This window comes from Luteimonas lutimaris (assembly GCF_039537065.1).
Classification (GTDB): Bacteria; Pseudomonadota; Gammaproteobacteria; order Xanthomonadales; family Xanthomonadaceae; genus Luteimonas; species Luteimonas lutimaris.
The window spans coordinates 62,242-82,455 of the sequence record NZ_BAAAZU010000003.1 but is presented as its reverse complement, the minus strand read 5'-3'; the positions used below and the strand labels follow the sequence as shown (position 1 = coordinate 82,455).

General features: G+C 71.4%; 15 protein-coding genes. 5 read left to right on the top strand and 10 right to left on the bottom strand.

The annotated features are described in order from the left end of the window. The first annotated feature begins 13 nt into the window (after positions 1 to 13). Entirely contained in the window at positions 14 to 1,399 is a 1,386-nt protein-coding gene (locus ABD679_RS02475; protein WP_344758363.1) for a TolC family outer membrane protein, read from the top strand. Between the two features lie 76 nt (positions 1,400 to 1,475). Here the strand turns inward: ABD679_RS02475 and waaA are convergent, their stop codons facing one another. After that, the gene (gene waaA, locus ABD679_RS02470; RefSeq protein ID WP_344758362.1) at positions 1,476 to 2,777 is read right to left on the bottom strand and encodes a lipid IV(A) 3-deoxy-D-manno-octulosonic acid transferase; all 1,302 of its coding nucleotides are present in this window, start codon (positions 2,775 to 2,777) and stop codon (positions 1,476 to 1,478) included. A gap of 38 nt (positions 2,778 to 2,815) precedes the next feature. Here waaA and lpxL point away from each other — a divergent pair, with 38 nt between their 5' ends. Next, complete coding sequence (gene lpxL / locus ABD679_RS02465; protein ID WP_344758361.1) at positions 2,816 to 3,739, top strand: LpxL/LpxP family Kdo(2)-lipid IV(A) lauroyl/palmitoleoyl acyltransferase; 924 nt, start codon at positions 2,816 to 2,818, stop codon at positions 3,737 to 3,739. 226 nt (positions 3,740 to 3,965) lie between these two features. Here the strand turns inward: lpxL and ABD679_RS02460 are convergent, their stop codons facing one another. From ABD679_RS02460 to ABD679_RS02435, 6 genes are all read right to left on the bottom strand, one after another. Next, complete coding sequence (locus tag ABD679_RS02460; RefSeq protein WP_425561831.1) at positions 3,966 to 5,327, bottom strand: O-antigen ligase family protein; 1,362 nt, start codon at positions 5,325 to 5,327, stop codon at positions 3,966 to 3,968. Beyond that, a complete protein-coding gene (locus tag ABD679_RS02455) occupies positions 5,290 to 6,447 on the bottom strand; it encodes a glycosyltransferase (RefSeq protein ID WP_344758359.1) in 1,158 nt (385 codons plus the stop codon). Before ABD679_RS02455 ends, ABD679_RS02460 begins: the two co-directional genes overlap by 38 nt. A gap of 25 nt (positions 6,448 to 6,472) precedes the next feature. Beyond that, positions 6,473 to 6,673, bottom strand: a complete 201-nt coding sequence (locus tag ABD679_RS02450) for a zinc-finger domain-containing protein (protein ID WP_344758358.1) — start codon at positions 6,671 to 6,673, stop codon at positions 6,473 to 6,475. Positions 6,674 to 7,307: 634 nt separating this feature from the next. Then, positions 7,308 to 8,018: a pirin family protein gene (locus ABD679_RS02445; protein ID WP_344758357.1), complete on the bottom strand. Its 711-nt coding sequence runs from the start codon at positions 8,016 to 8,018 to the stop codon at positions 7,308 to 7,310. A gap of 77 nt (positions 8,019 to 8,095) precedes the next feature. Continuing rightward, positions 8,096 to 8,668: a YceI family protein gene (locus ABD679_RS02440; protein WP_344758356.1), complete on the bottom strand. Its 573-nt coding sequence runs from the start codon at positions 8,666 to 8,668 to the stop codon at positions 8,096 to 8,098. Between the two features lie 40 nt (positions 8,669 to 8,708). Then, a complete protein-coding gene (locus ABD679_RS02435) occupies positions 8,709 to 9,299 on the bottom strand; it encodes a malonic semialdehyde reductase (protein WP_344758355.1) in 591 nt (196 codons plus the stop codon). Between the two features lie 131 nt (positions 9,300 to 9,430). On the opposite strand from ABD679_RS02435, the gene ABD679_RS02430 reads away from it, so the two are divergent. Beyond that, on the top strand, positions 9,431 to 10,384 hold the full coding sequence (locus ABD679_RS02430; RefSeq protein WP_344758354.1) for a mitochondrial fission ELM1 family protein: 954 nt from the start codon (positions 9,431 to 9,433) through the stop codon (positions 10,382 to 10,384). Positions 10,385 to 10,554: 170 nt separating this feature from the next. Here the strand turns inward: ABD679_RS02430 and glnE are convergent, their stop codons facing one another. The 3 genes from glnE to ABD679_RS02415 all read right to left on the bottom strand — a co-directional run bounded on the left by glnE (position 10,555) and on the right by ABD679_RS02415 (position 16,719). Next, a complete protein-coding gene (glnE, locus tag ABD679_RS02425) occupies positions 10,555 to 13,413 on the bottom strand; it encodes a bifunctional [glutamate--ammonia ligase]-adenylyl-L-tyrosine phosphorylase/[glutamate--ammonia-ligase] adenylyltransferase (protein ID WP_344758353.1) in 2,859 nt (952 codons plus the stop codon). A gap of 335 nt (positions 13,414 to 13,748) precedes the next feature. Further along, entirely contained in the window at positions 13,749 to 15,362 is a 1,614-nt protein-coding gene (locus ABD679_RS02420) for a phytoene desaturase family protein (RefSeq protein ID WP_344758352.1), read from the bottom strand. A 241-nt stretch (positions 15,363 to 15,603) separates the two neighbouring features. Continuing rightward, entirely contained in the window at positions 15,604 to 16,719 is a 1,116-nt protein-coding gene (locus tag ABD679_RS02415) for a UDP-N-acetylglucosamine--N-acetylmuramyl-(pentapeptide) pyrophosphoryl-undecaprenol N-acetylglucosamine transferase (RefSeq protein ID WP_344758351.1), read from the bottom strand. A gap of 196 nt (positions 16,720 to 16,915) precedes the next feature. Here ABD679_RS02415 and ABD679_RS02410 point away from each other — a divergent pair, with 196 nt between their 5' ends. Both ABD679_RS02410 and ABD679_RS02405 read left to right on the top strand, forming a co-directional pair. Then, positions 16,916 to 17,482, top strand: a complete 567-nt coding sequence (locus ABD679_RS02410) for an ECF-type sigma factor (RefSeq protein WP_344758349.1) — start codon at positions 16,916 to 16,918, stop codon at positions 17,480 to 17,482. A gap of 69 nt (positions 17,483 to 17,551) precedes the next feature. Further along, the gene (locus tag ABD679_RS02405; protein ID WP_344758348.1) at positions 17,552 to 20,179 is read left to right on the top strand and encodes a serine/threonine protein kinase; all 2,628 of its coding nucleotides are present in this window, start codon (positions 17,552 to 17,554) and stop codon (positions 20,177 to 20,179) included. Positions 20,180 to 20,214 lie beyond the last annotated feature (35 nt).

Here is a 20,214-nt window from a genome sequence, read left to right as displayed (position 1 = left end):
CCAAGGAACCCGCATGAGCCGCCCCCTCGCCCTCGCGCTCGCCCTGTCCGCCCTGCTGCCGGCCACGGCGTTCGCCGAAGACCTGCTGCAGACCTACGAACTGGCACGCACCGGCGATCCGCAGCTGTCCGCCGCCGAATCCGGCCGCCTGGCGCAGAAGGAAGGCGCCGTGCAGGCGCGCGCGCAGCTCCTGCCGCAGATCAACGGCAGCGCTTCGCTGTCGCGCTCGCATCTTGCCGGCCAGGACTATTCGGACCCGACCACGCGCAGCTACAGCGCCAACCTCGACCAGACGGTCTTCAGCTGGAGCAGCTTCGCCAACGTGCGCGCCCAGAACGCGCTCAGCCACGCGGCGGACTTCGACCTGGAGGCCGCCAGCGACTCGCTGGTGACCCGGACCTCGGCCGCCTACTTCAACGTGCTGGTGGCGATCGAGACCCTGTCCGCGGCCGAGGCGGCCGAGACCGCGCTCAAGCGCCAGTTCGACTACGCCGACAAGCGCCTGGAAGTCGGCCTGGCGCCGATCACCGACGTGCACGAGGCACGCGCCACTTACGACAGCGCCCGCGCCAACACGATTGCCCAGCGCAATGTGCTCAAGGATGCCTACCAGGCGCTGACCGAGATCACGGGCACCCCAATCACCAATCTCAAAGGCCTGCCGGACGACTTCAGGCCCGAGCTCCCCGCCGGTGGCGATGCCGAGAGCTGGGTGGCCTCGGCACTTGAAAACAACCCGTCACTCAAGGCGATCGACTACCAGGTCAAGTCGGCCGAACAGGGCGTCTCGTCCGCGCGCGGCGGGCACTACCCGACGCTGAGCTTCGGCGCCAGCTACGGCAACCGCAACACCTGGGGCGGGCCGGCGTACGACCCTGATCCCACCGATCCTACGTCGTCAGCGCGCGCGGGCGAAAGCCGCTCGATCGGCCTGACCCTGAATGTGCCGATCTTCTCCGGCGGCGCCACCCAGTCGCGCGTGCGCGAGGCGATCGCCAACCGCGACATCCGCCAGGACCAGCTCGAGCAGCAAAGGCGCGCGGTGGAGCGCAACACTCGCAATTCCTACCAGACCCTGGTGGCCGGCATCAGCGAGATCGAGGCCCGGCGCCTGGCGGTGGTCTCCGCCGACGCAGCCTACGACGCGTCGCAGGTCGGCCTGGAAGTGGGCACGCGCACCGTGCTGGACGTGCTGATCAACCAACAGAAACTGTTTGATGCGCGCCAGGCCTACGCCATCGCCAAGTACAACTACCTGCAGAACCGCCTGCTGCTGGAGCAGTCGGCCGGCTCGCTGGACTACGCGGACGTGCAGGACGTCAACCGCCTGCTCACCGTCGACGCCAATGCGCAGTTGGATGAAGCGGCCACGCAGCAGGAGCCGCCGCAGGTGCAGTAAAGCGCCCGCGCACCGCGATCGCACGGCCCGGCCCACGCCGGGCCGTTTGCGTTTCCGGGGCCGGCTTGCGATGCGGTCAGGTCGCCGGCGGCGCAGGCAGGTCGCGGCCCACCAGCGCCAGCGTCTTCGCCAGCGCGCCGCGCCCGTGTTCGACCAGCACCAGCCCGGCCGCGGCCATCTCCGAACGGCGGGCCTCGTCGGCGAGCAGCGCCTCGACGGCATCGGCGACCGCATCCGCGTCCTGCCCCACCACCATCGCCCCGGCGGCCTGCATCTGGCGCGCGATGTCGGCAAAGTTGTGCAGGTGCGGGCCGGTGACCACGGCCGTGCCGACCGCGGCCGGTTCGAGCACGTTGTGGCCGCCGATGTCCTGCAGGCTGCCGCCGACGAAGGCGACCTGCGCGCAGGCGTAGAAATCCATCAGCTCGCCCAGCGTATCGACCACGAACACGGCGTCGTCCGGGTCCGGCCAGCGCGTGAGCCGGCGCGTGGCCACGCGCCAGCCGGCGTCGATCGCGGCCTGCGACGCGGGGCGGAAGCGCTCGGGGTGGCGCGGCGCCCACAGCAGCAGCAGGTCCGGCCAGCGCTGGCGCAGGCGCTGGTGGATCGCGACCACCATGGCCTCCTCTTCCGGATGCGTACTCGCGGCGATCCAGACCGGACGCGAGCCGGCGTGCTCGCGGAACGTCGCGGCCGAGGCCTGCCAGCGCGGGTCGGTACCGATGTCGAACTTCAGGTTGCCGGTCACCACCACCGCGTCGCGCTTCGCGCCCAGGCGCACGAAGCGCTCGCCGTCGCGGCGCGACTGCGCGGCCACGGCGCGCAGCGTGCGCAGGGCGCGGCCGACCAGCGCACGCAGGGCGCGGTAGCCGCGCAACGAGCGTTCCGAAAGACGCGCGTTGACGATGTAGACCGGGATGCCCTGGTCGCGGCAGCAGAACAGCAGGTTCGGCCACAGCTCGGTTTCCACGATCAGCCCCAGCCGCGGCCGGTAGTGGGCCAGGAAGCGGCGCACCGCGCCGGACAGGTCGTATGGCAGGTAGACATGCTCGACGCGGTCGCCCCACAGCGCGCGCGCGCGCGACGAGCCGGTCGGCGTGATCGTGCTCACCAGCAGCCGCAGGTCCGGCCGTTCGCGCAGCAGCGCATTGATCAGCGGTGCCGCCGCGCCGACCTCGCCCACCGACACCGCGTGGATCCACACGGTCTCGCCGTGCGACTGCGCGCCGTACGCGGCGTAGCGCTCGTTCCAGCGCTGGAAGTACTCGGGCTGGCGGAAGCCGCGCCAGATCAGGTGGTACACCGTCACCGGCACCAGCAGGTACAGGGCGGCCGAGTACAGGGCGCGCAGCAGGTGCTCGACGGGGTCTTTCCGCATCGGGGAAGGATAGCGGAGCAGGCCGGTAGAATCGCCGCATGAGCGCAGCCCCTGATATCGGACCGCCGCCGCTGGGCCCGCGCCACTGGCCGGCATGGCTGGGCATCGGCGCGATGGCCGCGCTCGCGCGGCTGCCGTGGTCGTGGCAGCGCGCGCTCGGCACGCCGCTGGGGGCGGTGCTGCGCACGCTGCTGGGCGCGCGCCGGCGCATCGCGCTGCGCAACCTGGAGCTGTGCTTCCCGCAACTCGACGCTCCCGCGCGCGAGGCACTGCTGCGCGAGCACTTCCGCTCGCTGGCGATCGGCGTGTTCGAATTCGCGCGCGCCTGGTGGGGTTCGGTCGACCCGCTGCGGCGCGGGATCGAGGTCGAAGGCCTGGAACACATGGCCGCCGCGCGCGCCGCCGGCCGCGGCGTGATCGTGGTGTCCGGCCACTTCACCACCCTGGAAGTCTGCGGCCGCCTGATGTGCGACCACGTCCCGCTCGCCGGCATGTACCGCCCGCACGCGCAGCCGGCGATGGAATGGGCCGTGCGCCGCGGCCGCGCGCGCTACGCGGCGGCGATGTTCCCCAAGCAGGACGTGCGCGGCGCGGTCCGCCACCTCAAGCGCGGCGGCCTGCTCTGGTACGCCCCCGACCAGGATCCCAGCCGCGGCGACAGCGTCTACGTGCCCTTCTTCGGCCAGCCTGCCCACAGCCTGACCTCCACCCACCAGCTCGCCCGCATGTCCGGCGCCGCCGTACTGGTCTTCCAGCACGCCCGCCGCGCCGACGGCAGCTACGCGCTGAAGCTGTGGCCGGCCTTCGACGAGTTCCCCTCGAAAGACGCAACGGCCGATACCGCCCGCGTCATCACCGCCATCGAAACCATGGCCCGCGCCGCCCCCGCGCAGTACCTGTGGATCCACCGCCGCTTCAAGCGCAGGCCGGACGGCACCTCGCCGTACGCCGGCAAGGCCTGACGACCCGGTCCAGGAGCGCCTGCCGAGCGGCGCACCATGCGAACGTCCAGCGGAAAGCAGCTCGCTGCGCTCGCTCCCTCATCCGTCCTTCGGGCACCTTTTCCCGCAAACGGGAGACGGGCCGGAGCGCGCGCTCATCGTCACGGCACAAAGACAGTCCGCTTCGCGCCACTCCATCCTCGCGAGCAGGCTCTTCTCCTGCAGTCGGGACAAGCGCTACGAAGCATCACTTTGTCGCCCCGCCCCCATCCGCCACCGCCTCCTGCCTCGCCAGCAGGCTCCCCGCAAACAGCGCCACCAGCAGCAGCGTCAGTCCACCCCAGAACGTCGAATAGAACGCCAGGTGCGTGTTGAACGGGAATACCGTCACCGCCAGCGCCAGCATCGCAGGCCGCGCGCGGTCGCGGGCGCGCTCGTCGGCGTAGCGCCAGGCGCGCCAGGCCAGCGCCGCGCCGGACAGCCACAGCAGCAGGCCGAGCAGGCCGGTCTCGCTGAGGATCTCCAGCACGATCTGGTGCGCGTGGTAGGCGGGGCCCTCGCCCCAGGCCGGGATCTCGTCCGGCTCCGGGTCGCAGGCCGGGAACGCGTCGCGGAAGTTGCGCGCGCCGACACCGTTGACCGGGTGCTCGCGCGCCATGCACAGCGCCGCGCCCCAGATCCGGCCGCGGCCGGACAGCGCGTCGTCCAGCCCGGTTTCGTCGGCGGCCAGCGCCTGCGACGTGCGTTCGATGCGATCGTGCACCTGCGGCACGGTCACGGCCAGCACCAGCAGCAGCGCGCCACCGAAGACGAACACGCCCAGCAGCTTCTTCCAGCCCAGCAGGCGCCAGCCGGAGAACAGCAGCACCAGCGCGTAGGTGACCCAGGACGCACGCGCACCGCCCAGCAGGATGACCAGGCCCACCAGCCCTGCGGCCACGATCCAGCCGAGGCTGCCGAAGCGGCGCCCGGCGACGTACAGCACGAACGGCGACAGGCTCGCCAGCACGATGCCGAGCTTGAGGTTGCACGGCCCGAGCACGCCGCTGAGCCGGTCGAGCGCGGCGATCTCCTCGGCGCTGCACATCGGCTTGTGTTCGATCAGCTGCTTGAGCGCGTCCAGCCCCCAGAACAGCGGACTGGTCCCGAGCAGCGCCTGCGCCAGCGCATCGAGCGTCCACACCGAGGCGACGGCCGCCAGCCCGCCGAAGGTGATGCGCCGCCCGCGCCGGTCGGCGACCGCCGAGGCGACCAGCCACAGGAACGGCAGGTAGCGCAGCGCCGTGGCGGACTTGTAGAACGCCTCGCGCGCGTCGATCGCGTCGAAGGCCGACAGCAGCTGCGGCAGCCAGTAAGCGAAGAACAGCGCGCTGGTCAGTGCCCAGGCCGGGCCGCTGAGCAGCTCGGTGCCGCCGCGGAAGCGGGTGGTGACGAGTTTGATGATCGCCGCCAGCGCACCGAGCACCAGCACGCCCTCGGCGATGCCCGGCGCGGGCCACAGCACGACGAAGGCCAGCACCCAGTACGGTGCCCAGCGCCAGCCGCTGCGCGGCGTCGCGGGGCCGGCGGCGTCAGCGGCGGGCGGGGAGGTCATCGGCGAGTTCGTCATAGATGGCGAGCGTGGCTTCCTGCATGGCCCGCAGAGAATAGCGTGCAAGCCGGTCCGGCTGTGCCGGGGTGGCCACGTGGTGCGCCGGCAGGCCGTCGAGCAGCGCGCGCGCGCCGGCGTGCAGCGCCGATTCGTCGAACGGCGCGACCGCGCCACCGGGCTGCAGCTCGCGCAGCAGCTCGCCGACGCCGCCGTGCGCCCAGCCCAGCACCGGGCGCCCGACCGAGATTGCTTCGATCACCGTGCGACCGAAGGCCTCGGGCTTGCGCGACAGCTGCAGCACCAAGTCGCTGGCGGCGTAGGCCTCGGCGATGGCGGCGGTCGGCGGCGTGATCGCGACGGCGTCGGCGATGCCGAGATCGGCGGCCCGCGCCTCGAGCTCGGCCACGTAGTCGACGCGCGCCGGGTCGCGCGCACCCGGCATCCACAGGCGCGCATCGAGACCATCCGCGCGCAGCCGCGCCAGCAGCGCCAGCGCATCGGCGTGGCCCTTCAGGCGCGTCCCGCGTCCGGGCAGCAGCAGCAGCGGGCCGTCGCCGCCGAGCCGCGGATGCGGCGCGGCCGCGCCGGCGCGCGCGACGCGGTCGTGCCAGGGCGCGAACGGGAACGCCGCCGGATCGATGCCGCGCGGCACCACCCGGAGCCTGGCCGGATCGGTGCGCGGGTAGTGGCGCAGCACGTACTCGCGCACCGTGTCGGAAACGCAGACCACGCGCTCGCCGCGGGTCATGATCGCGCTGTAGCGCGACGGTGAATTGAGCCCGTGCACCGTGGTGACGAAACGCGGGCGCACCGCTTCGCCCATGCCGCGCAGCGCGCGCCAGCCGATCCACGCCGGCAGCCGCGAACGCGCGTGCACGATGTCGGCGCCCTCGCGGACCAGCAGTTCGCGCAACGGCCGCACGGTGCCCAGCGTGGCCAGCGACTTGCGGCCGATGTCGAGGGCGACGTGTTCGGCGCCCGAGTCGAGCAGCCTGCGCACCAGCCGTCCACCGGCGGACACGACCACGGCCCGGTGCCCGGCGCGCACCAGCGCATCGGCGATCTCGAGGGTGGAACGTTCGACGCCGCCGGACTCCAGCGCCGGCAACAGCTGCACGACGGTCAGCGCGCGGGACATGCCCCTGCCGGCCGCCGCGGCCGGATCAGTCGACCAGCACGAAGTGCGCGCCGCAGTACGGGCAATCGGACTCCCCGCCGTCGGCCTCGATCGGCAGGTACACCCGCGGATGCGAGTTCCACAGCCCCATCGACGGCAGCGGGCAGCTCAGCGGCAGGTCGGCGCGATGCACCTCGTAGCGCTGCTGGGCGTTGGCTTGCACGGGGCTGGCGTTGGCTGCGGTCATGGCGGGAGGAAGCCGGGCACGGGAGGCGTGCAGTTTACCAAGCCAGGGGCCGGGGCGGCCCACTTGCCGCTTTTTCCGGTCTTGTCCCGCAACGGTCCGGCTTTGCCCTTGCTTCTGCTTCTGAAGATCCAACCGCCCAGCCGATGCCGGCAGACCCGGAGGGCGGCGCACACGGATGTGCGCCGTTTTTCGCGAGGGCAGGATGCCCTCTCGAAAAATCCCTTCACCAACGAAGCGCCGGGTGTGCTGTTGGCACAAAGCGTTTTTCTTTGGTTCTGTTTCTTTTGACGCTTATCAAAAGAAATGAACTCGGCCGCGAAGCGGACGAAACGCCCTTGGTTTTTGCTTCATCGAAAACCCAGGCTCAAAGCCGCTCAAAGCGAGTAAGTGCAAAAGTCAGAAGCTTTCGCCTTCGGCGACTTCATTTCTTTTGATAAGCGTCAAAAGAAACGAAGCAAAGAAAAACGCTTTGTGCCCAAGGCAAACCCGGGAAGTCATTGTTGCGGGGATTTTTCTAAGGGGCATCCTGCCCCATAGAAAAACGCCGCACATCCATGTGCGGCGCCCTCCGGGTCTGCGGGCGACGCCGGTGATTCCCTGTCTTCAAAAGCAGAAGAGCACAAGCAGAAGAGCCTCAGACCGGCAGGTCGAACAACAGCACGTCGGCAACCGCCTCGCCCACACCCTCGATCCGCAACTCGCCCGACTCGTCCACGTAACCGATCGCATCGCCCGCCGACAGCGCGCGTCCGTCGACTTCGGCGGTGCCCTGCGCCAGGTGCAGCCAGTAGCGCCGGTCGGGCTTGAGCGCGAACACCACCGACTCGCCCGCACCCAGCTGCACGCCATGCAGCCAGGCCTGCTGGCGGATGGCCAGGCTGCCGCCGGCGCCGTCCGGCGACGCCAGTACCGCCCAGCGGCCGCGGCGGGCCTGCGGGTCGAAGGCCTGCTGCGCGTGCGCCGGCGGCGCGTTGACGCGGTCGGGCTGGATCCAGATCTGCAGGAAGTGCACCGGCACGTCCTTCGAGGCGTTGAACTCGCTGTGCTCGATGCCGTGGCCGGCGCCCATCCACTGCAGTTCGCCCGGGCCCAGCACGCCCTCGCCACCCTTGTCGTCGCGGTGCGCAAGTCCGCCTTCGAGCACGTAGCTGATGATCTCCATGTTGGCGTGGCCGTGCGGCGGGAAGCCGGCGCCGGGCGCCACGCGGTCTTCGTTGATCACGCGCAGCGGCCCCCAGCCCATCCAGGCCGGGTCGTGGTAGTGGCCGAAGGAGAACGTGTGGTGGCTGTCGAGCCAGCCGGCTTGGACGTGGCCGCGCTCGGCGGCGGTGCGCAGGACCTGCATGGGATGTCCTCGTCTGGAGGCGGAAACAGAACCGCCGCGCCATTGCGGGCGCGGCGGCTGTGTGAACCGGCGCGCGATTACTCGGCCGCAGCGGCCTCGGTGGTGATGCGCAGCTTCACTTCGTCGCTGACGTTGGGCACGTAGGCATCCACGCCGAAATCGCTGCGCTTGATCGTGGTCGTGGCGTCGAAGCCGATTGCTTCGTGCTTGGCCATCGGATGCACGCCGGCCTTGTTGAGGGTCACGTCCAGCACCACCGGCTTGGTGACGCCCTTGATGGTGAGGTCGCCGCTGACCTTGAGCTTGCCCTCGCCGGCCGGTTCGACGCCGGTGCTCTTGAAAGTCGCGGTCGGGAACTGGTCGGCGTCGAAGAAATCGGCGGCCAGCAGGTGCTTGGTCAGGTCGGGCACGAACGCGTTCAGGCCCGACAGCGGCAGCGTGACCTCGACGCTGGACGCGGCGACGTCGTCGGCGTCATAGACCAGCGTGCCGTCGGCCTGGCCGAAGTGCGCCGACGGGTTGGAGAAACCGAAGTGGCTCCACTGCGCAATCACGTCGGTGTGGGTGGGGTCGAGCTTGTAGGTCACCGGCGCGGCCAGGGCCGAGGCGGCGAACAGCGACAGGGCGGCGGCAAGGGCGATGCGTTTCATGGGGAAATCTCCGGAATGGGGGTGGCAGGTGGGCGGGCGGTCATTCGATCCGCGCGGCTTCGTCGAAGCCCAGGCGCGGCGAGCGCTGGAAGATGCTGGCCGGGTCGCCCTGGCCCAGGTTGAGCAGGAAATTGGACTTGATCGTGGTGCCCTTGAAGAACGCCTCGTCCACCTTGTCGGTGTCGAAGCCGGACATCGGGCCGGTGTCCAGGCCGAGCGCGCGCGCGGCCATGATCAGGTAGGCGCCCTGCAGGCTGGAGCTGCGCAGGGCGACGCGATACATGCGTTCCTCCGGCGAGCCGTCGAACCAGGACTTCGCGTCGGTATGCGGGAACAGGTACGGCAGCTTGTCGTGGAAGCGCATGTCGTAGCCGACGATCACCGTCACCGGCGCGGCCATGGTCTTGGCGAAGTTGCCCTCCGACAGCGCCGGGCCCAGTTTCTCCTTCGCGGCCGGCGACTTGACGAACACGAACCGCGCCGGCGTGGTGTTGGCCTCGGTGGGGCCAAGCTTCACCAGGTCGTAGAGCTGGTGCAGGGTCTCGTCGCTGATCTCCCCGCTGAAGGCGTTGTAGCTGCGGGCATTGCGGAACAGCTGGTCGAGGGCGGCATCGGGCAGGGCAGCGGTCATGGGACTCCTGGAGATTTGTCGGTGGAACCGGCGCAATCGCGGCGAAGGCGCCAGTGTAGAGTTCCGCGGATGGCCGGACAGCCCCATCGCCGGAACGTATTGCCAACACAAACAGAACGACAGGCGATATTTTGATCGATTATGCACATTCATGCGCGATCAGCGACGGGCGCGCCGGCAACGTCCGGCAGGCGGACGCGCTGGCCGCGGCGCTGGCCGGCGGCGGTGAGCCGGTCCACGCCACGCTGGCACCACGTGCGCCCTGGCGCTGGCTGGCGCCGCGCCGGCTGCCCGGCAGCGGCGGTGCATTCGGGGACGGGTTCGCCCGCCTGCTGGCCGCGCCGCCGGCAGTCGCCGTCGGCTGTGGCCGCCAGGCGGCACTGGCCACCCGCCTGCTGCGTGCACGCGGCGCCAAAGTCGTGCAAATCCTCGATCCGCGCATCGACCCGGCACACTGGGACATCGTCATCGCCCCGGAACACGACGGCCTGTCCGGCGCCAACGTCATCACCACCCTCGGCGGCCTGAACCCGGTCGACGACGCCTGGCTGGCGCGCGCCCGCGCGCAGTTCGCCGCGCTCGAAACCCTGCCGCGCCCGCGCACGGCGCTCCTGCTCGGCGGCGACAGCGCGCACGCGCGCTTCGACCCGGCCGCGTTCGAGGCGCTGGCCACCCGGCTCGACGCCGCCCTGGCCCGCGACGGCGGCAGCGTGCTGGCCACCGCCTCGCGGCGCACCCCGCCGCAGGTGCGCGCCGCGCTGCACGCGCGCTACGGCCGCGGCGGCGGCCTGGCCTGGCGCGACGAAAGCGACGGCCCCAATCCCTACCCCGGCCTGCTGGCCTGGGCCGACCGCATCGTCTGCTCCGCGGACTCGGTCAACATGGTGTCCGAAGCCTGCGCGACGCACGCACCGGTGTACGTGTTCGAACCCGGGCGCATGCCCGGTCGCCCGCGGCGCTTCCTCGACGCGCTGCTGGCGCGGGGGCGGATCCGGGCGCTAGACCGGACGCTGGCGGCGTTCGAGGTCGAACCGCTGCGGGAGACCGCCCGCGTGGCCGGGGAAATCCGCCAGCGCCTCGCCTGATCCCCGCAACGCCCGATCTTCCGCAAACCTGCAGGAGCGGCTTCAGCCGCGAGCGTTTCGCCGTTGCGTTTGTAGGAGCGACGGAAGTCGCGAAAGGCTTCGTCGGGAAAGCATCGCGACTTCCGTCGCTCCTACAAGAGCCCATCAAGAGCTCGCGGCTGAAGCCGCTCCTACAACAGCCGGCGCATCTCCTGGGTTTCCCCGCGCGGGGCGCCGCGGCGTTCGTCGAACACCAGGCCGGCCGCCGCGACGGCGGCGCGCACGGTCGCGCGGGCGCCGGCAACGGCGTCGTTCTCCACCACCCAGCGGCGGCGGCGGTCGAGCGTGCAGTCCAGGCCGGAGGCGAGCAGCACGCCGTGCGCATCGCGCAGCGCGGCCGCGGTGTCGTCGTCAAACAGGCCTGCCTCCGCGCAGGCGTCGATCAGGCCCGGCGTATCGCGCGGGCGCAGCAGCGACGGCGTCTGCGCGGCGTCGCGCAGCACCAGGTACTGCAGCAGGAATTCCAGGTCCACCAGCCCGCCCTCGCCCTGCTTGAGGTCGAAGCCGCCGGTATCGCTGCGGTCGAGTTCGGCGCGCATGCGCCGGCGCATCGCGTCCACGTCGTCGCGCAGCGCCGCCGCGCCGCGCGGACGGCCAAGGGTATCGCCGCGGATCGCCCGCCACGCGTCGCCCAGCGTGTCGTCGCCGGCGACGAAGCGCGCACGCACCAGCGCCTGATGTTCCCAGGTCCACGCGCGACTGTGCTGGTACTCGTCGTAGCTGGCCAGCGTCGACACCAGCAGGCCCTTGCCGCCGTCCGGGCGCAGGCGCACGTCGATGTCGTACAGCCGGCCGGCGGCGGTGACGGTGCCCAGCAGTGCCACGATCTTCTGCGCCAGCCGCGCGAACCAGCGCGCGGCGTCGAGCGGGCGGTCGCCATCGGACTGCAGGTCGCCGTCGTCGCCAACGCGCGGCGCGTCGTAGAGGAACACCAGATCCAGGTCCGAGCCGAACCCCAACTCCTCGCCGCCGAGGCTGCCGTAGCCGACGATGCCGAAGCGCGCGCCGGCGATGTCGCCGTGGGCGCGGCGCATCTCGCGCAGCGCCAGCTGCAACACCACGCCGATCACCGCATCGGCCAGCCACGCCAGCTGGCGGGCACTGTCGCGCGCGTGCTGGCGGCCGTCGAGCGTGGCCAGGGCGATGCGGAAGCTCAGCGCCTGGCGGGTTTCATTGAGCACCATCAGCGCCGCTTCGGTGTCCTCGTGCGCCAGTGCCTGCGCGCACTGCGGCGCGAAGGTCTCGCGTTCCGGCAAGGGACCAGCGACGCGCGCATCGAGCAGTTCGTCGAGCAGCAGCGGCAGGGTCGCCACGCGCTCGGCGAGGAAGGCGCTGCGCACCACCGCGTCGACCAGCCGCGACAGCGCCGCCGGCTGTTCGTCCAGCAGCGCGAGATAGCTGGCGCGGCGCAGGATGTTGTGCAGCAGCGCCAGCAGCCGCCGCAGCACCAGCTGCGAATCGATCGCCGCGCCCGCGGCTTCCACCAGCACCGGCACCACGCGGTCCAGCCGCGCGCGCGCGCTGTCGGACAGGTCGCGAACGCCGGGCGTGCGCGCGAAGTCGCGCAGCGCGGTGTCCGCGGCCGCAGGCTCGTCGTAGCCCGCGGCGGCCAGCGCGGCCACGTCGCCGCCGTCGGGCAGCGCCTGCCAGTAGCCGGTCAGCGCACCGGCCTCCGGTTTCTGCCGGCGCGGCGCCAGCAGGGCATCGAACTCGTCCGCCACCTGCGCGCGCACCACGTCGAGCTCGTCGCGCAGCGCCGCCCAGCCCGCATGTCCGAGCCCGGCCGCGATCCGCTCGCGATCGCCCGCGTCGCCGGGCAGCGCGTGCACCTGCGCGTCGCGCAGCATCTGCAGCCGGTTCTCCAGCCGCCGCAGGTAGCGGTAGGCGTCGACCAGCGCGTCCCGCGTTTCCACCGACAGGTGGTTGGCCGCGCACAGCGCGTCGAGCGCGCGCAGCAGCGCGCGCCTGCGCAGGCGCGCGTCGCGGCCGCCGTGGATCAGCTGCAGCGCCTGGGCGAGGAATTCGATCTCGCGGATCCCGCCCGGCCCGCGCTTGATGTCGTCGGCCAAGTCCTTGCGCGCGACTTCGGCCGCGATCGCCGCCTTCATCGAGCGCAGCCCGTCAAGCGCGCCGAAGTCGAGGTAGCGGCGATAGACGAACGGCCGCAGCGTGGCGAGGAATTCATCCCCCGCGGCGAGGTCGCCGGCCACCGGCCGCGCCTTCTGCCAGGCGTAGCGCTCCCAGTCGCGACCTTCGCGCTGGAAGTACTGCTCCATCGCCGCGAACGACAGCGCGACCCGCCCGGCGTTGCCGAACGGCCGCAGGCGCAGGTCGACCCGGTAGCAGAAACCGTCGGCCGTCATCTCGTCGAGCAGCTTCGCCAGCTGCTGCCCGAGCCGGGCGAAATACGCCTCGGCCGCGAGCGGGCGTGGACCATCGCTCTGTCCATCGCTGGCGTAGGCGTAGACGAGGTCGACGTCGGAACTGAAATTGAGCTCGCCGCCGCCGAGCTTGCCCAGGCCGAACACCACCAGCCGCACCGCATTGCCGTCGCGGTCGCGCACCACGCCGTGGCGGCTGGCGAAGTCGTCCTCCAGCGCCGACAGCGCGGCCTGCAGGCACTGTTCGGCCAGCGCCGTGCTGCCGGCCAGGGTGGCGTCGACGTCGTCCAGCCCGAGTACGTCGCGCCAGACCAGTCGCGTCGAGCCGGCGATGCGGTGGCGGCGCAGCAGCGCCGGCCAGTCGCCGCGGTTGCCGGCATCGAGCGCGGGCGGCGGCAGCGGCTGTGCGCCGTCGTCCGCGGCCAGCCCCTGCAGCAGGTCAGGCTGGCGCGCCAGCGCGCCCATCGCGAAATCACTGGCGACCGCCACCCGCTCCAGCTTCGCGCGCAGCGCGGGGTCGGCGAGCGTGTCAGGCGGAAACCGCGCCAGCGCGCGCGCTACGTCGCGGGGGTCGGCAACCGGCACGGCGCGGGCGTTCGGGTCGTTCATCCCGCGATTGTGTCATCCGTCGCGCCGCGCCCCGGGTCCGCAGCCCTGCAGCCCGGATCCCGGGATAAAAAAAGCCCGGAGCGGCGAACCGTTCCGGGCTTTTGCTCCCTCCCCCACGTCGGGTGCGGATTGATCGTGAAGGATTCGTTAGCCGCTTTGCACGCTGCAGTGCAAAACAGGACCGTTGGGTTCAGGAATACCCGCAACCCCTTTGCGCCTCTGTGGGAGCGGCCATGGCCGCGATCGCCTCCGATCCGGAACAGGAACCCGAGCCAGGGCAAGAACAGGGGGCGATCGCACCGCGGCCATGGCCGCGCCCGCCGCGGGTAGGCCGCTTACGGCCGTGGGCCGCGCCGCAGGTCGCGCAGGATCTCACGCGCGGCGTTGCGGCCCGGCAGGCCGGTGACGCCGCCGCCAGGATGCGTGCCCGAGCCGCACAGGTAGAGGTTTTCGAGCGCGCCGCGGTAGTTGCCCTGCCCCAGCAGCGGGCGCGCGCTGAACAGTTGGTCCAGGCCCAGCGAGCCGTGGAAGATGTCGCCGCCCACCAGCCCGAACGTGCGCTCCAGGTCCAGCGGCGACAGCGCCTGGTAGCCCAGCACGCTGGCGCGGAAGTTCGGCGCGTAACGGTCGACGGTGTCGATCATCAGGTTGGCCACGGTGTCGCGGTGCGCGTCCCAGCCGCCGTCCACGTCCGGGTGCACCTGCTGGCAGAACAGGCTGGCCACGTGCTGGCCGGGCGGCGCCAGGGTGTCGTCGAGCGTGGACGAAATCACCAGCTCGACGATCGGCGCGCGCGCCCATCCCGGGTTGTGCTCCTTCGACTTGGCGTCGAAGTAGGCCTGCTCGAAATAGCGCAGCGACGGTCCGATCAGGATCCCGCTCTGGTGGTGCGGCTGCAGCGCGGTGCCGGGCGCGGCGTTGAAGTCCGGCAGCGCCGACAGCGCCACGTTCATGCGGAACGTGCCCGAGCCGCAGCGGTAGCGTTCGATGCGCTGCGCGGTGTCTTCGTCGAGCACGCCGGGTTCGACCAGCTTCGTGTACAGCAGCTTCGGGTTGAGGTTGGACACGACGGCGCCCGCGCGCAGCTCGCGGCCATCGGCCAGCGCGACGCCCACGGCCTTGCCGCCTTCGACCAGCAGCTGCGCGACCTCCGCATCGGTTTCGACTTCGACCCCGCGCGCCGTGCACTCCTTGGCCATCGCCGCGGTGATCGCCCCCATGCCGCCGATCGCGTGGCCCCAGACGCCGGACTTGCCGTTGACCTCGCCGAACACGTGGTGCAGCAGCACGTAGGCGCTGCCGGGCGTGTAGGGGCTGGCGAAGTTGCCGACCACCGAGTCCCAGCCGAGCACCGCCTTCAGCGGCTCGGACTCGAACCACTGGTCGAGCATCTCGCCCGCGGACTTGGTGAACAGGTCGAGCAGGTCGCGGCGGCCGCGCATGTCCAGGTGCTTCAACTGCCTGGCCACCGACAGCGACCCCAGCCAGTCGGCAAGCACGAAGCGGTCGCTGACGTTGGGCGGCGTGCGCGTCATCAGCTCGCGCAGCACCACGACCACGCGGTCGAGCATTGCGTAGTACTCCGGCAGGCGCTGGGCGTCACGCGTCGACCATCGCGCGACTTCGGCCTGCGTGTGCTCGCCGCCGAGGCGGAACGCGCGGCCATCGGGCAGCGGCAGGAAGTTCGCGTACGGCCGCTCGACCACGCGCAGGCCGTGTTCGGCCAGGCGCAGGTCCGCGATCACGCGCGGGTTGAGCAGGCTGACGGTGTAGCTGGCGACCGAGTTGCGGAAGCCGGGGAAGAATTCCTCGGTCACCGCGGCGCCGCCGACGACGCCGCGCCGCTCCAGCACATGCACCTTCAGTCCCGCCGCGGCCAGGTACGCCGCGCAGACCAGGCCGTTGTGGCCGCCGCCGATGATGAGGATGTCGAGCTCTCGGGCATTCATCAATTCGTTCCGAAGCCGGGCTGGAAGCCCTCCCCTTCAAGGGGGTGAGGGCGGCCTGTTTGCGCGGCACTGCCGCGCAGGCCGAACGAACGACCGGCGCGCTGCGCCGGGCCGGACGGGTTGGGTGGGGATGGGTTTCCCGCCCGCCGCAGCGAAACCCATCCCCATCCCCGCCTTCCCCTTGAAGGGGAAGGAGCGAAGCGGTCGACCGCGCACGGTTGCATGGCCGCAAACCTGATGTTCATCGCGTGCCCCGCGCCAGCATCCGCTCCACCAGGTCCGCCAGGTCCGCCGCCGCCTGCGGCCGGCCCATCGACGCGGCGATCGCCGCCGCCTGCGGCAGCTTGATCGTCGAGGCGAACAGCTCGCCCAGCAGTCCCGACAGTTTCTCCACCGTCAGTTCCGGCTCCGGCACGCACCAGCCCACGCCCGCGTCGGCCAGCGTGTCCGCATTGCGGCGCTGCTCCTCGCGCGAGCCGCCGTGCGGGATCGGCACGAAGATCGCCGGGCGTCCGACGACCAGCAGGTCGGCGGCCGTGGTCGCGCCGGCGCGGGTGACCACCAAGTGCGCGGCGCGCAGGCGCGCGCCCATGTCGTCGAAGAAGGGGCGCACGTCGGCGTCGATGCCGGCCTCGCGCAGGCGCGCGGCAATGGCGTCGGCATCGTCACCCCGGTACTGCAGCGCCACGCGCAGGCGGCTGCGGATGTCCGGCGGCAGCGCCAGCAGCGCCGGCGGCACCACGTCGCCGAACACGCGCGCGCTCTGGCTGCCGCCGACCACCAGCAGTTCGATCGGCGTGTCGGCCGACAGCCCCGGGTAGTCGCCGCGCGCGGCGAGGATTTCCGCACGCACGGGGTTGCCGGTTTCGGTCATGCGCGCGGGGTCGAAATCGTCCGTGCCCGACACCTGCGGGAACGACGTGGCCAGCGCGGCGGCCGAGCCGAGCAGGCGCCGGTTGGCCACGCTCAGCCGCGTGGCCTGTTCGTGCAGCAGCAGCGGCAGGCCCAGAGTCCTTGCCGCCACAGCGGGCGCGAAGCTGGGGTAGCCGCCGAAGCCGGCCAGCAGCGCCACCCGGCGGCGCTTCATGTCGCGGCGCGCCGCCAGCGCCGCGCGCGCGATGACCAATGCGGCGGCAAGCTTGCCGCCGATGCCGCCGGCCAGGCTGCGCGCCGGCAGCACCACGTGCGGGATGCCTTCGAGCGCCTTCGTGTACTGCGCGCCGCGCCGTTCGGTGTAGATCACCACCGCATGGCCGCGGCGCTGCAGCTCGCGCGCCAGCGCTTCGGCCGGGAACAGGTGACCGCCGGTGCCGCCGGCGGCAAGGGCGATGGTGGCATTCGGGGACGTGGCGGGCATGCGCGCGTTCGCGTGGGAAAGCGGGGCATTATCGCCGCCCACGCCGCCGTCCGCCGCTGCCGCGCTGCAGCAAACGGCGGCGATGCGCTGTCCGGCGCCCCGTACGGGCGACCCGCGTGCGCCGCGATTGCCCCCGCGCATGGCGGCTGCTAGCGTCCGTTCCGACGGAAGGGGCAAAAGGACAAGGGGAAGGGGCGTGTCCGATACCGACATCACCAGGTTGCTGGCGCTGGCCCGCGACGGCGAGCAGGCGCAGCTGGGGGCCGTATTCGAGGCGCTGTATCCCGAACTGCGGCGGCTGGCCAATTCGCGCATGTACGGCAACGAATCCACGTTCACGCCGACCGTGCTGGTGCACGAGCTGTTCCTGCGCATCACCCAGGGCGCGCCGCTGTCGCTGGCCGACCGCAATCATTTCTTCGCCGCATCGGCCAAGGCGATGCGCTGGATCATGGTCGAGCACGCGCGCCAGCGCGGCGCGGACAAGCGCGGCGGCCGCCAGGTGATGGTCGCGCTCGACGACCAGATCCCCGACGCGCCGCCGGCGCTGACCAGCGTGCTGATGCTCGACCAGGGCCTGGAGGCGCTGGAGGCGATCAGCCCGCAGCGGCGACGGGTGGTGGAGCTGCGCTACTTCGCCGGCATGGAGTTTGCCGAAATCGCCGCCCTGCTCGAGGTCTCCGAACGCACCGTCTACCGCGAATGGGAACGCGCGCGCGCGTTCCTGCAGGCGATGCTCGACGAGGAAGGCGACGACGCCTGAGGCAGCGCGGGCCGCCCTGCGCCTTGGCGGAGGAGTCAGTTCCCGCCGGTGGATTTCGTGAGGACGATGATGGATCCCGAAAAAATCGCCCACTGGCAGGCCGCCGACGCCGCCTTCGACCGCTGGCTGGACCTGCCTGATCCGGAACGCGGCGCGTGGCTCGCAACCGAGGACCTGCCCGAGCCGGTGCGCCGGCGCCTGGTCCAGCTGATCACCGCACACCAGCAACCGCGCGCGTCGCTCGATCCGGCCGGCAACAACCTGGCCGGCTGCCGCCTCGGCGAGTGGACGCTGGACACCGAGCTTGGCCGCGGCGGCATGGCCGTGGTCTACCGCGCCTGGCGCGAGCAGGGCATGGCCCGCCAGCAGGCGGCGGTGAAGATCCTCACCCTGGGCGCACTGGGCGCCACCGGCCGCGAGCGCTTCCGCCGCGAGGCCGCGATCCTGGCCCGCCTCAACCATCCCAACGTCACCGCCCTGATCGACTCGGGCGTGGCCGACGACGGCACCTTCTGGCTGGCCATGCCGCTGGTCGACGGCGAACGCATCGACCGCTGGTGCGAGGCGCACTCGCCCGATGCGCACGCGATCGTGCGCCTGTACCTGCAGGTCTGCGGCGCGGTCGCCTACGCCCACCGCAACCTGGTGATCCACCGCGACATCAAGCCGTCCAACGTGCTGGTCGACGACGACGGCCACGTGCGCCTGCTGGACTTCGGCATCGGTCAGTTCGCCGACACGCAGGAAGAGCGCACGCAGACGATGTGGCGCGCCCTGACCCCGGGCTACGCCGCGCCCGAGCAACTGGCCGGTGCGCCGCCGAGCACCGCCGTCGACGTCTACGGCCTGGGCGCGCTGCTGCACCGGCTGCTGACCGGGCGCACGCCGCAGGCCGCGACCCAGAGCACCGACACCACCCGCCCCTCGCTGCTGGTACGCGACGCCGGCGACGCCTACCACCGCCACTACGTGCCGCTGAAGAACGACCTGGACCGGGTCCTGCTCAAGGCCCTGGCCGAGGAACCCGAACAGCGCTACGCCACCGCCGAGGCGCTGGCCGATGACCTGCGCCGCTGGCTCGACGGCCAGCCGGTGCTGGCGCAGAAGCCGAAGCTCGGCTACCGGATGCGCAAGTTCATGGCGCGCAACAGGGCGGGCGTGGCTGCCAGCGTGCTGCTGGCGGCCAGCCTGGGCGCCGGCGTCGCGGCGACGCTGTGGCAGGCCAGCGAGGCCAGGCGCGAGGCCGAGAACGCAAAGGTGCAGGCGCAGCGCGCGGTGCTGGTGCGCGACTTCCTGTCGCACGTGTTCGAGTCCACCGAGCCGGCGTCGGGCGGCGTGCCGACGGCGCTGGAACTGCTCGACGAAGGCGCACGCCGCGCGCGTTCGAATGTCCTGGACACCGACCCGCTGGCCGCCGCCGACATCCTGATGCTCACCGGCCGGGCAAGAATCGAAATGGACGACCTCGACAAGGCGCTGGCCGACCTGACGCAAGCCAGCGAGATCCTGTCGGCGTGGGATACGGCGGCCTATGCGGAACACGCCCGCATCGAGTCCGACTTGAGCCGCGTGATGCGGGAAACAGGAAAGGCCGGCGCATCCGTCCGGCATGGACGCCGCGCGGTTGAACTGGGTGCACTGGCCCTGGCAAATGGCGGCGATGCGGTTCCGCACCTCAATGCCAGGGTCAGGCTCGGCGAAGCGCTTGCGTTCAGCGAGCCTCATGCCGCGCTCGCCGAATTCGAGGGCGTCCTGGAAGCCCTGCCCCGACACGGGCTGCAGGACACCGAGCTCCACCTCGGCGCCCTGGTCGGCCGGCTCGACCTGGCGTACTGGATGGAACCGGACGACATGGAAGGGCATCTCGCGCGCGCGGAAGAGATCATCCGGATGTCGCGCCAGGTGAACGGAGCCGACAGCGGTGGCTACGTGTTCTCGCTGGCCAACAACAGCCCGCTGCTCCTGACGGCCGGCAACGACGAACGCGCCGGACAGGTCGTTTTCGAAGCGGTCGAGATTGCCGACCGCATCTACCGTGGCCCCCATTCGACGAAGGCCCTCGCGCACTGCGCCGCGGGGGTTTATCTCTACATCACCGGCCGCGTCGCCGATTCGCTGGAACACTTTTCGGTTGCCGACGGGATCTACACGCAGATCCCCAACAACCAGCAGCAGATCGAGTCCTGCATCCGGATGAGCGGCCATGCGCACCTGAGCATGGGCGAACTCGACATCGCGCTCGCAAACCTGGAGCAGGCTTGGCAAATCCTGGAACAGCTTGATTACCGCAGCACCGTACAGGGCTACGGGACCTGCGGCCTGCTCGCCACGACGCAGCTCCGGCTGGGGAAGGTGGCCGCGGCCGGACGCACCCTCGCCCAGTGCCCGCAGGCAGAAGGCGCGCCGGACGTCATCCAGCGCATGCAGGCCCAGGCGGAGCTGCATTTCGCGCGCGGCGAACGCCAGGAAGCCGGCCGGCTGGCCGCTGCCCTCCGCCAGCGCTATCCGGCCGAGACCGACGTCACCCGCTTCCAGTGGATGCGGCCGTGGATGCTGTCGCTGCTGCTGGCACGCAACGCGGGCGACGCGGCGGCCCAGGCCGAACTCGTCGCCGAGCTTGGCGACCTTGGGAACAGACCGCCCCTTTCGCATTGCCTTGCCAGGCCCGACGAGGCGACTTGCCTGGCAGTCCCGTAGTTCGACTGCATTCCGGCGCCTGGCCTGTCAGTCGC